Origin of the sequence: Nocardiopsis terrae, from assembly GCF_014651695.1 — a bacterium.
In the GTDB taxonomy this organism is placed as follows: Bacteria; Actinomycetota; Actinomycetes; order Streptosporangiales; family Streptosporangiaceae; genus Nocardiopsis; species Nocardiopsis terrae.
This window is the reverse complement of record NZ_BMXJ01000007.1, coordinates 451,828-465,671: the sequence shown is the minus strand read 5'-3', so window position 1 is coordinate 465,671 and position 13,844 is coordinate 451,828. Positions and strand designations below refer to the sequence as shown.

The 13,844-nt window shown below is 70.1% G+C and carries 16 protein-coding genes; 2 read left to right on the top strand and 14 right to left on the bottom strand.

Annotated features, from left to right (window positions below):
- Positions 1–520: 520 nt before the first annotated feature.
- The 6 genes from rdgB to IE195_RS21945 form a co-directional block, all read right to left on the bottom strand.
- A complete protein-coding gene (gene rdgB, locus IE195_RS21970) occupies positions 521–1,126 on the bottom strand; it encodes an RdgB/HAM1 family non-canonical purine NTP pyrophosphatase (protein WP_191274623.1) in 606 nt (201 codons plus the stop codon).
- A 56-nt stretch (positions 1,127–1,182) separates the two neighbouring features.
- Entirely contained in the window at positions 1,183–1,908 is a 726-nt protein-coding gene (gene rph, locus IE195_RS21965; protein WP_191274614.1) for a ribonuclease PH, read from the bottom strand.
- Between the two features lie 109 nt (positions 1,909–2,017).
- Positions 2,018–2,770: an MBL fold metallo-hydrolase gene (locus tag IE195_RS21960; RefSeq protein ID WP_191274612.1), complete on the bottom strand. Its 753-nt coding sequence runs from the start codon at positions 2,768–2,770 to the stop codon at positions 2,018–2,020.
- Between the two features lie 299 nt (positions 2,771–3,069).
- Complete coding sequence (locus IE195_RS21955; RefSeq protein WP_191274610.1) at positions 3,070–4,017, bottom strand: PLP-dependent cysteine synthase family protein; 948 nt, start codon at positions 4,015–4,017, stop codon at positions 3,070–3,072.
- A gap of 7 nt (positions 4,018–4,024) precedes the next feature.
- Entirely contained in the window at positions 4,025–4,303 is a 279-nt protein-coding gene (locus tag IE195_RS21950; protein WP_191274607.1) for a MoaD family protein, read from the bottom strand.
- A 115-nt stretch (positions 4,304–4,418) separates the two neighbouring features.
- Positions 4,419–4,841 carry a M67 family metallopeptidase gene (locus IE195_RS21945; RefSeq protein ID WP_191274605.1) on the bottom strand — a complete coding sequence of 141 codons (423 nt, stop codon included), beginning with the start codon at positions 4,839–4,841 and terminating at the stop codon, positions 4,419–4,421.
- 142 nt (positions 4,842–4,983) lie between these two features.
- Between IE195_RS21945 and IE195_RS21940 the strand changes: the two genes are divergently transcribed.
- The gene (locus IE195_RS21940; RefSeq protein WP_191274603.1) at positions 4,984–6,285 is read left to right on the top strand and encodes a nicotinate phosphoribosyltransferase; all 1,302 of its coding nucleotides are present in this window, start codon (positions 4,984–4,986) and stop codon (positions 6,283–6,285) included.
- Positions 6,286–6,315: 30 nt separating this feature from the next.
- The gene (locus IE195_RS21935; protein ID WP_191274601.1) at positions 6,316–6,894 is read left to right on the top strand and encodes a nicotinamidase; all 579 of its coding nucleotides are present in this window, start codon (positions 6,316–6,318) and stop codon (positions 6,892–6,894) included.
- Positions 6,895–6,960: 66 nt separating this feature from the next.
- Here IE195_RS21935 and IE195_RS21930 read toward each other — a convergent pair whose 3' ends face one another.
- From IE195_RS21930 to IE195_RS21895, 8 genes are all read right to left on the bottom strand, one after another.
- Complete coding sequence (locus IE195_RS21930) at positions 6,961–7,974, bottom strand: tryptophan--tRNA ligase (protein WP_191274599.1); 1,014 nt, start codon at positions 7,972–7,974, stop codon at positions 6,961–6,963.
- 81 nt (positions 7,975–8,055) lie between these two features.
- On the bottom strand, positions 8,056–9,072 hold the full coding sequence (locus IE195_RS21925; protein WP_191274597.1) for a zinc metalloprotease: 1,017 nt from the start codon (positions 9,070–9,072) through the stop codon (positions 8,056–8,058).
- Between the two features lie 115 nt (positions 9,073–9,187).
- On the bottom strand, positions 9,188–10,912 hold the full coding sequence (locus IE195_RS21920; protein ID WP_191274595.1) for a DEAD/DEAH box helicase: 1,725 nt from the start codon (positions 10,910–10,912) through the stop codon (positions 9,188–9,190).
- Positions 10,913–11,075: 163 nt separating this feature from the next.
- Entirely contained in the window at positions 11,076–11,357 is a 282-nt protein-coding gene (locus tag IE195_RS21915; RefSeq protein WP_191274593.1) for a hypothetical protein, read from the bottom strand.
- Between the two features lie 16 nt (positions 11,358–11,373).
- Positions 11,374–12,159 (bottom strand): class E sortase, encoded by a 786-nt coding sequence (locus IE195_RS21910; protein WP_191274591.1) that lies wholly within the window; start codon positions 12,157–12,159, stop codon positions 11,374–11,376.
- Between the two features lie 6 nt (positions 12,160–12,165).
- A complete protein-coding gene (locus IE195_RS21905; RefSeq protein ID WP_229826370.1) occupies positions 12,166–12,765 on the bottom strand; it encodes an ATP-binding cassette domain-containing protein in 600 nt (199 codons plus the stop codon).
- A 135-nt stretch (positions 12,766–12,900) separates the two neighbouring features.
- On the bottom strand, positions 12,901–13,143 hold the full coding sequence (locus IE195_RS21900; protein WP_191274589.1) for a DUF3039 domain-containing protein: 243 nt from the start codon (positions 13,141–13,143) through the stop codon (positions 12,901–12,903).
- A 75-nt stretch (positions 13,144–13,218) separates the two neighbouring features.
- A complete protein-coding gene (locus IE195_RS21895; protein ID WP_191274587.1) occupies positions 13,219–13,797 on the bottom strand; it encodes a YqgE/AlgH family protein in 579 nt (192 codons plus the stop codon).
- Positions 13,798–13,844 lie beyond the last annotated feature (47 nt).

Below are 13,844 nucleotides of genomic sequence, written 5' to 3'. Positions count from 1 at the left end.
CTGTTCGGGGTAAAGCCCGTGTGCTTCGTTTGCCTTGGCGTTTCCACCGGGCTTTTGAAGCGGCTCTCCGAAGTTTACATGTTCCGAGCACTGCTCGAACCACTGTCTTTCGGAAGAGGTGTCTGTGATCGCGGCCCGGTTCTGGGCTGGAACCTGAAGTGGCTCCGCCCGCCGTCCCGCAGCGACTCGGTGAGTCTAGGTAATCGACCCAGGGACGTCAAATCCGTCCGGACTGTGGGGGGGAACCCCGCTCTGCCCGGACGTTCCGCGTCGGCCTGGGAGCCCCCGTCATCTCGGGTTCTCGCCCTGGTCCGCGGAGCGACGCCTCGATCCGCTCGGCCCACACCCGGGGCCTGTGCTTAGCGTGGCTTGCTTGTCAGACAACAGCCATCATCCCCCGGCAGCCGCCAGGCCAAACCATCGGATCGAGGTTTTTCCCGGAAGCAGGTGGGGGCGGGTGCACGGCCCCGTTCGGGCCCCGCATCCGCCCCCGGTCCCACTGCCTGGCGCCAACCGCGGGTCAGACCATGTCCGCCAGCTCACGGGCGAGCTGACGGAAGGCGATTCCCCGGTGGCTGATCGCGTTCTTCTCCTGCGCGGAAAGCTCCGCCGTCGTGCGGCTCTCACCCTCGGGGACGAAGACGGGGTCGTAGCCGAACCCGTTCTCCCCCCGGCGTTCGTTGACGAGCCGGCCGCGCAGCACGCCTTCGGCGACGGCCTCGGTCCCGTCCGGCATCACCAGGACCGCGGCGCAGACGAACTCCGCCCCCCTGCGCTCAGCGGGTGTGTCCGCGAGCTGGTCGAGCACCAGGTCCAGGTTGGCCCGGTCCTGGTCGCCCTTCCCGAAACGGCCGGACCAGCGGGCGGACAGCACCCCGGGCATCCCGCGGAGCTCGTCCACGCTCAGCCCGGAGTCGTCAGCGATCGCGGGGAGCCCCGTGTGCGCCGTGATCGCCCGCGCCTTGAGCAGGGCGTTGCCGATGAAGGAGGGTTCGGTCTCGGGCACCTCGGGCGCGTCCGGAAACGCGTCCAGGGCCAGGACCTCGGCCTCCACCCCGGCCTCCGCGAGGATGGCGCGCATCTCCGGCACCTTCTTCGCGTTGCGTGTGGCCAGAACGAGTCTCACCGTTCCTCCTTCACCGGGAACGCCGCCGATCCGGACGCCGACGCCGCTCGCGGTCCTCACTCCGACAGTGCCTTCTTCTGGATGGCGGTCAGTTCCTCGCACCCGGCGGAGGCCAGGTCGAGCAGCTTGTTGAGCAGTTCACGGTCGAAGGCGGCGCCCTGCCCCTCCGCCGTGCCCTGGATCTCGACGAACTTGCCGTCGCCGGTCAGCACGACGTTCATGTCGGTGTCGGCGACCGAGTCCTCCAGGTAGTTCAGGTCCAGCCGGGGCTGACCCTGCACCACGCCGACGCTGACCGCGGAGATCGAGTCGATCAGCGGGTTGTTCTTGAGCTTGCGGCGCTTGCGCAGGTGCTTCATCGCGTCGGCCAGCGCCACGTAGGCGCCGGTGATCGCCGCGGTACGGGTACCGCCGTCGGCCTGGAGCACGTCGCAGTCCAGGGTGATGGTGTGCTCCCCCATCGCCTTGAAGTCGACGACGGCGCGCAGGGAGCGGCCGATCAGCCGGGAGATCTCGTGGGTGCGCCCACCGATCTTGCCGCGCACCGACTCACGGGCGCCACGGGTGTCGGTGGAACGGGGAAGCATCGCGTATTCGGCGGTGACCCAACCCTCGCCGGTGCCCCGGCGCCATCGGGGCACACCGTCCTCGACGGAGGCCGCGCAGAGTACTCGGGTGTCCCCGAACTCGATGAGCGCGGAGCCTTCCGCGTGGCGGAGCCAGTTGCGGTGGATGTTCACGGGGCGGAGTTGGGTCGGAACGCGTCCGTCAGGTCGGGCCATGGACACGAGCGTATATCCGGACGGCGCCCCGGGGTGCTGGGCGGGGATGTGCCGGGCCCGGTGGGACCCGTGCCACACGTTCCGCGCCCGAGTGGTCTCAAGACACGGATCAGGCGCCGATCTCGCGGACCTGCCCGCCGCGGGCCAGCTCGATGGGGCCTTCGAAGGTGGTGCGCGCCTCGGTCATCGTGACGTCGTCGTCGTTCCACGGCACAAGGTGGGTGAGCAGCAACCTGCGGGCACGGGCGCGGGTGGCGTGGTCGCCCGCCTCGCTGCCGGTGAGGTGCATGTCCTTGGGGTGCTCGCGGTGGTCGTGGAAGGCCGCCTCGCACAGGAACAGGTCGGTGTCGCGGGCCAGTTCGACGAGGGAGTCGCAGGAACCGGTGTCGCCGGAGTAGGTCAGGCTGGCGCCCTCGTGCTCCAGGCGGATACCGAAGGCGTCGACCGGGTGGTTGACCCGGTCGACGCGGGCGGTCATCGGACCGATCCGGAACTCGCCCGGGGTCAGTTCGTGGAAGTCGAAGACCTCGGTCATGCCGGGGTCCGGGTTCAGCCCGTAGATCTCGGCGAGACGGTTCGCGACGCCTTCGGGTCCGTAGACGGGGATGGCGGACTTGGCGCCGTCCGGCGAGTACATGCGGGCCACCCAGTAGGCGCACATGTCCGCACAGTGATCGGTGTGCAGGTGGCTGAGGAAGACGGCGTCGACGGAGTACAGGTCGACATGGCGCTGCAGGGCGCCGAGCGCGCCGTTTCCCAGGTCGAGCAGGAGGCGGAAGCCGCCGGCTTCGACCAGGTAACAGGAGGCCGGGCTGTCCGGCCCGGGGAAGCTCCCGGAGGACCCGATAATCGTGAGTCGCACGTCGTCGTCGCCTTTTCGATCGGCCGCGCTGTCTCCGTGGCCCCTGGGTGATGTGTACGGGGAGCGCGGGGAGCGGCTGGTTCTGCGGATGTCCCGTTGTTACGGGTGTACCCCAATGGCCGCCCGGGTGGTACAAAATGTGGCCCGCATCTCAGGCGACGTGTATCACGTGTGAATTTTTCACACTGATTGACCATCTTTGACCGTTTCCCCGAGTGGTGCTTGGGGATACGACGGAGGCCGATCCCCTCATCGGGTGATCGGCCTCCGCGACGGGTCGGGACCCGAACAGTCCGGGTTCAGGCCCAGAGCTGACCGTCCAGGCGTTCCTCCGCCTCCGCGAGGGTTCCCTCGTAGGCACCGGTGGAGAGGTACTTCCAACCGGCGTCGGCGATGACGAACGCGATGTCAGCCGCGCGCCCCTCCTTCTCGGCCTTCCTGGCCATGCCCAGTGCGGCGTGCAGGGCACCGCCCGTGGAGATTCCCGCGAAGATGCCCTCCTTGTCCAGGAGCTGCCGGGTCCGCTTGAGCGCGGCGTCCGAGGGCACCGAGAAACGGGTGGTGAGGACGGCCTCGTCGTAGAGCTCGGGAACGAACCCCTCGTCAAGGTTGCGCAGCCCGTAGACCAGCTCGCCGTACCGGGGTTCGGCGGCCACGATCTGCACACCGGGTCTGTGCTCGCGCAGGTAGCGACCCACCCCCATGAGGGTTCCCGTGGTGCCCAGACCCGCCACGAAATGGGTGATCTCCGGCAGGTCGGTCAGCAGTTCGGGCCCGGTGGTCTCGTAGTGGGCCCGGGCGTTGGCCAGGTTGCCGTACTGGTAGAGCATCACCCAGTCGGGGTTGGCCGCGGCCATCTCCTTGGCGACCCGGACGGCCTCGTTGGAACCGCCCGCCGCTTCGGAGAAGTGGACCTCGGCGCCCCACATGGCGAGCAGCTGCTTGCGCTCCGCGGAGGTGTTCTCCGGCATGACGCAGACCATCCGGTAGCCGCGCAGCTTGGCGACCATGGCCAGCGAGATGCCGGTGTTCCCCGACGTCGGCTCCAGGATGGTGCACCCGGGTGAGAGCAGCCCGTCCTTCTCGGCTTGCTCGATCATGAAGTACGCGGCGCGGTCCTTGATCGAGCCGGTGGGGTTGCGGTCCTCCAGCTTCGCCCACAACCGCACGTCCGGTGAGGGTGAGAGCTGTGGCAGACCGACCAACGGCGTACCGCCGAGGGAGTCGAGCAGGGAGTCGTAGCGCATGGCTTCCTTAGCGGGAGCCGCCGGCGACGGCGGGAAGGACGGTCACGTTGTCACCGTCGGAGAGCTTGGCCTCAAGCCCGCCGACGAAGCGGACGTCCTCGTCGTTGAGGTAGACGTTGATGAAGCGGCGCAGCTTGCCGCCGTCCACCAGACGCTCGGCGATGCCGGGGTAGCGGTTGTCCAGGTCGGCGACCAGCTCGCTGATGGTGTCGCCGGTGCCCTCGACGACCTTGGCGTCGTCGGTCAGGTTGCGCAGGATGGTGGGGATGCGGACCTCGATGGCCATGAAGGTGACTCCGTAAACGGTCGTTGTTGTGCGTTCATGTCCAACAGGCGGTCCGCCGCTCCCATTCCGGTGTTCCCGGCGGCGCTGCGAGCGGCGGGCCTGTCGGTCGCGGTACCTACTGGTCGCCGCTGGTTTCGGTGATCTCCACCGGTTCCTCGGTGACCTCGCCGTCGATGATCCGGTACGAGCGGAACTCGACGCTGTCCGCCTCCCGGGTGGACACGAGGACGTAGTGGGCGCCGGGTTCGGAGGCGTAGGAGATGTCGGTGCGCGAAGGGTAGGCCTCGGTCGCGGTGTGGGAGTGGTAGATCACGACGGGAACCTCGTCGCGGTCGTCCATCTCGCGCCAGACCCTGAGCTGTTCGAGGGAGTCGAATCGGTAGAAGGTCGGTGACCGTTCGGCGTTGATCATCTCGACGAACCGCTCGGGGCGGTCGGAGCCCTCGGGCCCGGCGACGACACCGCACGCCTCGTCCGGGTGGTCGCGGCGGGCGTGGGCGACGATCTGGTCGTAGATCGAGCGGTCAATCCTCAGCATGCGTCCAGACTACCGAAGAACTTTTCTCTACCAACCAGGTGGGTATTGTTGCCCGGGAGGTGGCCGGGGGTGCCCCTACCCGCGGCTCGCCGCTGCCGGGGCGACCGTCGGGGCCCGGCCCCGAACACATAGGCTCGCCCCTATGAGCGAGGACAGCAGCAGCGCGCTGCTTACCGACCACTACGAACTGACGATGCTCCAGGGAGCCCTGCACAGCGGGGCCGCCGCACGCCGGTCGGTGTTCGAGATGTTCGCCCGACGCCTGCCCGAGGGGCGCCGCTACGGGGTCGTGGCGGGGACCGGACGCTTCCTGGACCTGTTGGAGCGCTTCCGCTTCCGCAGCGAGGAACTGGACTTCCTGTCCGACAACGGGGTCGTGGACGAGCCCACGCTGAACTGGCTCTCCGAGTACCGCTTCTCCGGGAACGTGTGGGGCTACGGCGAGGGTGAGGCCTACTTCCCGGGGTCACCGATCCTGGTGGTGGAGAGCTCCTTCGCCGAGGCCGTGGTCCTGGAGACACTCGCGCTGTCGGTGTACAACCACGACAGCGCGATCGCCTCCGCCGCCACCCGGATGTCCGTGGCCGCGGGCGATCGGCCCCTGATCGAGATGGGCTCCCGGCGCACCCACGAGCGCTCCGCCGCGGCCGCTGCCCGCGCCGCCTACGTGGCCGGTTTCGCGACCTCCTCCAACCTGGAGGCCGGACGCAGTTACGGGGTGCCGACCGGCGGGACCGCCGCGCACGCCTTCACCCTGCTGCACGACAGCGAACAGCACGCCTTCAAGGCGCAGTTGGAGTCCATGGGCGCCGGGACCACCCTGCTGGTGGACACCTACGACGTCGAACGCGCGGTACGCCACGCGGTGGAACTGGCCGGGCCCGAACTCGGCGCGGTCCGGATCGACTCCGGCGACCTGGCGGCGACCGCTTCCCGCGTCCGCGACCAGCTGGACGCCCTCGGAGCGACCGGAACGCGCATCGTGGTCACCGGCGACCTGGACGAGCACTCGATCCAGGCCCTGGCCGTGGCACCCGTGAACGGCTACGGAGTGGGTACGTCCCTGGTGACGGGCTCGGGCGCCCCGACCGTCTCACTGGTGTACAAGCTGGTCGCACGGGCCCGGGGCCTGGAGCCGAACGCTCCGTTGGAGCCGGTCGCCAAGCGTTCGATCGGCAAACCCAGCCGGGGCGGCCGCAAGTGGGCGGTGCGACGGCTGGACGACAGGGACGTCGCCGTGGCCGAGGAGGTGTTCCCGCACGAGCCGCCCGAACTGGTCGGAACCCGGCCGCTGCTGCGGCCGCTGGTCACCGACGGCGAGACGGTGGGGCGTGAGAGCGTGCACGAGGCGCGCGAACGCCACCGCGCGACCGTGGCGGAACTCCCCGAACAGGCGCTGCGGATGTCGCGTGGTGAGGCCGCGCTGCCGACGGTCTTCCACTGACCCCGAGCGACAAGGAAGAGAGGTGCCGAGATGACCAGGGCACTCATCGTGGTGGACGTGCAGAACGACTTCTGTGAGGGCGGCAGCCTGGGCGTCGACGGCGGCGCCCGGACCGCGGCCGCCGTCACCGAGTACGCGCGTGCCAACAGCAACGAGTACGACCACGTGGTGGCCACCCGCGACCACCACATCGACCCCGGAGCGCACTTCTCCGACGACCCCGACTTCGTGGACAGCTGGCCCCGGCACTGTGAGGCGGGCACCCCCGGTGCGGAGTTCCACGCCGACTTCGACCCCTCGGTGGCCGATGAGGTCTTCAGCAAGGGCCAGTACTCGGCGGGCTACAGCGGTTTCGAGGGCACGGCCGGGGACGGCGGGGCGGACCTGGCGGCCTGGCTGAGGGCCCGGGACGTGGACGAGGTGGACGTGGTGGGCATCGCCACCGACCACTGTGTACGCGCAACCGCGCTGGACGCCCGGAAGGAGGGCTTCCGGACCCGGGTACTGCTCGGGCTGACCGCGGGCGTGTCCGGGACCACGGTGGACGCCGCACTGGAGCAGCTGCGCGGGGCCGGGGTGTCGCTGGAGGGCGAGCCGCTGGTCGGCTGAACCCGGTCGTGGACCGGAGGGGGCGGAGGCGACCTGATCGCCTCCGCCCCTCGGTGCGTGTTGCCGCTAGTCGATGCCGATGGCGGCTCGGACGTCGCCGAGCACCCGGCGTGCCCGCGTGCGGGCGCGCTCGAGACCGGAGGCGAGGATGTCGTCGAGCTCGGTCTCGGAGGCCATGAGCTCCTCGTAGCGCTCCCTCTTGGGGCCGAGTTCGGCGTTGACCGCCTCGAACAGCTCCTTCTTGAGGTCGCCCCAGCCCATACCGCCCGCTTCCAGGCGCTTGCGCACGTCGGCCACCTTGCCGGCGTCGGCGAAGTGCGTGAGGAGCTGGAACGGCACGGAGGAGTCCGGGTCCTTGGGGTCCTCGACCGGGGTGGAGTCGGTGGGGATCCGGTTGATGGCCTTGCGGAGCTTCTTCTCCGGCAGGAAGAGCGGGATGTGGTTGTCGTAGGACTTGCTCATCTTGCGGCCGTCGACGCCGGGCAGGATGCTCGCCTCGCTGTCGTCGATGACGCCCTTGGGGATCGGGAAGCTGTAGCTGTCCCCGTAGCGGTGGTTGAAGTACCCGGCGAGGTCGGCGGTGTACTCGATGTGCTGGGACTGGTCGCGCCCCACGGGGACGCGCTGGCCCTCCATGATGAGGATGTCGGCCGCCATGAGGATGGGGTAGTTGAAGAGACCCATGTTGATCCCGGCGTCGAGCTCGGTGATCCCGGCCTCGTTGTTGCGGTCGCGCGCGGCCTTGTAGGCGTGCGCGCGGTTCATGAGCCCCTTGGGGGTGAGGGTGCTCAGGATGGTGGTGAGCTCGAAGGTCTCGGGGATGCTGGACTGGCGGTAGATGACCGTGCGTTCGGGGTCGAGGCCGCAGGCCAGCCAGGTGGCAGCGCCCGACCGGATGCTCTGGCGGAGTTCGTCCGCGTCCTTGATGATGTTGAGCGCGTGGTAGTCCGCGATGAAGTAGAACGTCTCGGACGCCTCAGCTGCGGCCGCCGCCAGGGCCGGCTTGATCGCGCCGATGTAGTTGCCCAGGTGGAAGTCGCCGGTGGGCTTGATCCCGGTCAGATAGGTGTTCGCTGCCATGGGTCCAGCCTATCGGCGCCCGGCGTCGCCTTCCCGCCCGGCGGGGCGCGGCCGGGGGCGCGCCCCGCGGTGCCGTCCGCCCTACCGCGCGGAACCGTCGCGGAAGGCGACCCAGTGCTCGACCATGCGGCGGGCCTGCCCCCGGGTGAAGTGGGTCATGCAGGCGTCGTCGCTGTAGTTCATGAAGTTGGTGACGGGGTCCCTGCCCGGGCGTTCGGGGCAGGTGTCCCGGCCCTTCGGGCAGCCTGGAGCGGCCTCGCGTTCGTAGGGGGTGTCGTCCACGTAGTCGCCCGGGTTGCGGCAGCCGTTCTGGAAGGTGTGGAACAGGCCCAGCCAGTGGCCCACCTCGTGGGTACCGGTGTGTCCCTCGTCGAAGCGGTCCCGGCCGCCGCCGGGAAGGGAGTCGTGTGCGAGCACGACACCGTCCTGGTCCGGCCGGGCGGAGTGGTCCTGCGGGAAGGTGGAGTAGCCGAGCAGCCCGGAGCCGAGTTCGGCGGTGTAGACGTTCAGGGTCTCGGCGCCGCCCTGGCGCAGGCGGGCCCGGATGGTGTCGCGGTGGCGGTTGAAGTCGTCGAACCAGGTGTCGTCGGCCGTGCGGGTGATCTCGGAGAGTTCGAAGCGGAATCCCGTGTCGGCGCCCTCGGAACCGACCGCGTAGCCGCCCCGGTAGGCACGGTTGAGGACGTCGACCTGTTCCCGGATCCGGCGGTCGCTCACCTCGCCCCGGCCGTCCTCGGCGGAGATCACGTGCACGACCACCGGCACGGTGTACGGCGGGGCGAGCTCGTGACCCCGTAGGGGGACCAGGGCCTGGTTCAGCTGTTCCTCGTACTCGGCGGCCTGCTCCGGGGTGACCTCCGTCTCGGGCCCGACGACCGCCCCCGGGTCGGCGACCCTGGCCGGTGTGCCGGGCGGCGCCTCGGGGCCCGGCTCCGTGCCCGGCGGGCAGTACGCGTCCGGGGCCGCCGTGTCGGCCCGCACGGGCTCGGGGCCGTCGGGGCCGGGCAGCGTGCTCGCCACCAGACCAGTCAGCGCGAGAGCGCACAGGGCCAGTCCGGACCGGGTCGCGGCTGAGCCGCCGCGCAGGCTTCGTCCCATCACCTCACGGACTGTAGCTATTCTCTTGCACGCTGTTTTGGAGCCTTGCGCGGCCTTGCTAAGTATTTGCCCGATTTCGCCGGTTGGCGGCTGTCTGCGCCCCGCTTCCTGCGCCCTACTTCTGGCCCACGGCCCAGGCACGGATCTTGGCGATGCGCTCCCGGATCTGCGGCGGGGTGGCCTGCGCGACCTGCGGGCCCCCGCATGCGCGGCGCAGCTCGTTGTGGATCACCCCGTGCGGCTTCCCGGTGCGGTGATGCCACGCACCGACCAGGTTGCTGAGTTCCTTGCGCAGCTCGGCGAGGACCTCGTGGGTGGGCCCCGAGTCCTCTTCGGGTTCGGCCCTGCCCTTGGCCCGGAGCTCGCTGGCCTTGAGGTCGGCCTTGCGCTTGCGCAGCAGCTGGGACACCTGGTCGGGGTCGAGCAGTCCGGGGAGCCCGAGGAAGTCCTCCTCCTCACTGGATCCGGGCGCGCCGCTGCCGTACTCCAGGCCGTCGTAGAGGGCCCGGTCGAACTCGGCGGCGGACTCCATCGTCTCGAACGGGAGCTCCTCCCCCGCGTCCGGAGTGTCCTTCTTCTTGTTGGCCTCCTTGAGGAGGTCCTCCTCCGGGTACTCCTCGTCGGAGGGCTGTCTGTCCAGGACGTGGTCCCGCTCGCGTTCCATCTCCCCCGCGTACTCCAACAGAGTCGGCACCGAGGGCAGGAACACCGAGGCCACCTCGCCGCGCTGGCGCACCCGTACGAAACGGCCGATGGCCTGCGCGAAGAACAGCGCCGTGCTGGTGGAGGTCGCGTACACGCCCACCATCAACCGGGGCACGTCCACCCCCTCGGAGACCATCCGGACCGCGACCATCCAGCGGTCGTCGCCCTGGGCGAAGCGGGAGATCTTCCTGGAGGCCGTGGGGTCGTCGGAGAGCACCACGGTGGCGCCCTTGCCGGTGATCTGGCGCAGGATGCGCGAGTAGGCCCGGGCGTTCTCGTGATCACTGGCGATGACCAGGCCGCCCGCGTCCGGGTGGGTCTTGCGCACCTCGGTCAGACGGCGGTCCGCGGCGTGCAGGACCTTCTTGATCCAGTCGCCCTTGGGGTCGAGGGCGGCCCGCCACGCCTGGGACAGCGCGTCCTGGGTGAGGGGCTCGCCGAGTCTGGCGGCGAGCTCGTCGCCCGCCCGGGTCCGCCAGCGCATCTCACCGGAGTAGGCCATGAAGATGACCGGGCGCACGACCCCGTCCTCCAGGGCGGGCGCGTAACCGTAGCTGTAGTCCCACGAACAGCGGCGCACCCCCGCGGCGTCCTGGACGTAGTCCACGAACGGGATGGGGTTGATGTCGGAGCGGAACGGGGTTCCGGTCAGCGAGAGCCTGCGCGTGGCCGGATCGAAGGCCTCCCGGACCGCGTCGCCCCAGGAGAGGGCGTCGCCCGCGTGGTGCACCTCGTCGAAGATGACCAGGGTCTTGCGCGCCTCGGTGCGGTTGCGGTGCAGCATCGGGTGCGCGGCGACCTGGGCGTAGGTGACGGCCACACCGACGTACTGGCGGCCGAGCGCGCCCTGCCCGTTCTTGAAGTCAGGGTCGATGGCGATGCCGAACCGGGCGGCCGCCTCCGCCCACTGCTTCTTGAGGTGCTCGGTCGGGCAGACGATGGTGATGGCGCGCACCGCGTGCCGCTGGAGGAGTTCACTGGCCAGGGTGAGGGCGAAGGTGGTCTTGCCCGCGCCGGGCGTGGCCACCGCGAGGAAGTCGCGTGGCTGCCGCCGGAAGTACTCCTCGAAGGCCTCCCGCTGCCAGGCCCGAAGGCCGCGCAGGCGATCCTCCGGTGTGGTCTGCGTCACCGTCATTCGTTCCGTCCCCCGTTGCTCACCTGCTTGAGGTTAGCGGCCGCCGGGCACCGGACCGGGAGCCCCGGCCGTGGTGCCGCGCACAGCGCACCGCCCCCGCGTGCCCCACGACAAGCGGCACGGTGCTCACCCCACCGCGCCGCACGTCGCTCGAAACCGTTGCCTAGGCTCCGTCGCTCTCCTCGGGTGCCTCTTCCGTCCGCGAGCCCTCTCCCTCAACGGTGTCGCCCTCGGCCCCGGCACCCTCGGGGGCGTCCTCGCCCTGGGGTGCCTCGGAGCCGATACCGGTCGTGTCCACCGCGCCGTCGTTGAACGGCATGTGCGGGGAGAGCGCCGGGAAGGCGAAGAACCACAGCAGTGCGGCACCGCCCGCCAGCAGGCCCACCGCCATGATGAACTTGGAGGCCCACGGGCCGGGCAGGATACGCCAGATCAGACCGTACATTCGTGCGTCCCTCCCGCTAGGCTTCCGGCGCCATGTGGGCGATGCTGTCGGGCATGCCCTCGGACTTGGGTGTGGTTTCGGCCAGCTCCGCCCACACGATGAGCCGATGGGTGTTGTTGAGCTTGGGAGCACACGTGGTGAGCGTGATCAGGGCCCGTCCGGGCTCCTCCTCGGAAGCCTCCTCGAAGGGGTCGGGGTTGACCACCCAGAAGTCCTCGGGCAACACGGTCTCCTCCCGGAAGACCTCGTAGGTGTAGAAGTTCTCGCCGTCCTCCAGCACCATGACGTCGCCGTCCTCCAACAGGTCCAGGTCCCAGAACAGGCCGGGGGTCCGGTGCGCCGCGATCCCGTAGTTGCCCAGCTCGCCGGGGGCGCTGTCGTACTGGGTGTAGCGGCCGGGGCTGTACTGGATGTCGTCGGGCTCGGTGCCGTTGACCACGACCCAGTCCAGGTCCAGCTCCGGCACGTACAGGCGGCTGTCCGCGCTGCCCGGCAACGGTTCGGAGTCCGGCCCCCGCTCCTCGGCGGCCTCCCATGCCTCGTCCAGGCCCTCGGCCAGACCCTCCTGTTCACGGTCGGTCTCCCACTGGGAGCCGTACACCTCGTAGGCGGCGTAGAAGAGCATCAGCAGACCCGCCGTCAGGAGGATCTCGCCGAAGAACCGGACCACCCCCCGGACGACGTCGCCCGGGGTGGCCCTGGGTTTGCGCGCGCGCCGGCGCCGGCCCCGTGGGGGCCGTACCCGGTCCTGGTCCGAGGAGCCGGGCTCATCGTGCGACTGCCGTTCAGTTGTGGACACCAATACGACCTACTCCTGTGGACGCTTTCGTGTGCACCCGGGTGACCGGAGGGGTACGACGAGCGGGACCCCCGTACGCGGATGCGGCAGGACTTCGACCTCGTGCTGGTAGACGGCGCTGAGGAGCGACGCGCTGAACACGTCGCCGGGGGTTCCCTGCGCGGCGATCTGCCCTCCGGAGAGTACCGCCACACGGTGCGCGTACGCGGCCGCAAGCCCCAAATCGTGCAGGACCACGATAACCGCCCCACCACGGGACGCCAGCGTACGCGCGATGGACAGTACGAGTTCCTGGTGGCGGATGTCCAGAGCCGCGGTCGGTTCGTCGAGGAACAGCAGGTCAGTGTCCTGTGCCAGCACCCTGGCGAGCATCACACGGGCGCGCTCGCCCCCGGAGAGGGTGGGGAAGCGCCGTGTGGCCAGGTGGGTGACGCCGACCCGTTCCATGGCGTCCCGGGTCAGGGCCTCGTCCTCGTCCGGCGCGCTCAGCCCCGCCCAGGGCGCCCGGCCCATGGCCACGAGTTCGGCGACCGGGAACGGGAAACTGACCGCGGCCGCGGTGGCCGCCGGCGGCACCGTCCTGGTCGTCTCGCGCCGACGCGCAGGCACGGCGCAGGCCCCGGACACGGCACAGCGCACGGAGGCCTGACCGCACCGCCGGTGGCCGCGGCCCCGGAACACGAAGGGCCCTGGTTCACCCCGCGGGGGCGGGCCAGGGCCCTTCACGCACGACCGCGGGGGTCGTCACTTCGTCATTTCCTCGTACGCCCTCTTGCAGTCGGGGCACACGGGGAACTTCTTCGGGTCCCGGTTGGGCACCCAGACCTTGCCGCACAGGGCGATCACCGGGTCGCCGGTCACCGCGCTCTGGGTGATCTTCTCCTTCTGCACGTAGTGGGCGAACCGCTCCCGGTCGCCGTCGTCGTGCGAGATGTCCGGCCTGGTCTCGCTGTCCGGAAGAACCTTGTTCAGGACATCCATCGACATCGTCCTCACACCTTTCAACGTCCGTGTACCACGGTATAGGGTGCCGCGGCCCGGCACGGCGTTCCCGGGAACCGTTCAGTTCATGGCGGGGTCGTCGGGGTAGGTCGACAGCAGGGCCAGTTCACCGCCCTGGCGGCGCAGCACCCGTGACCAGAGGCCCTCGGGGGCGCCCCCGAAGAGGTCGTCCGCGAAGGCGTCGGCCACGTACCAGGCGCCTTCCTCGATCTCACCGGTCAACTGCCCGGCGCTCCAGCCCGCGTAACCCGCGAACACGCGCAGACCCCCCAGGGAGGCACCGAGGACCTCCGTGGGGGCGTCCAGGTCCACCAGCCCGACCCCGGCCAGGTCCGGGCTGGGGGTGCCCTCCAGCGGGGACCAGCCGGGCGGGGCCTCGTCCGGCGCGGCGGCGCCCAGGGCGATACCGGAGTCGGTGCCGACCGGCCCTCCGGAGAACATCACCGCCGGGGCGCTCGCGTAGGCGCCCCAGTCGGTCATCACCTCGTCCACCGGCAGCTCGAGCGGGCGGTTGAGGACGACCCCGAGGGTGCCGTCGTCGGCGTCGTCGACGACGAACACCACCGAACGGCGGAAGGAGTCCTCCTGGAGAAGGGGGGCGGCCACCAGCAGGCGCCCGGTCAGAGTCGACTGGTTCATGCTCCACACCTACCCCGTTCCCGGGCCGGCGCCCGCCCCCACGGCGC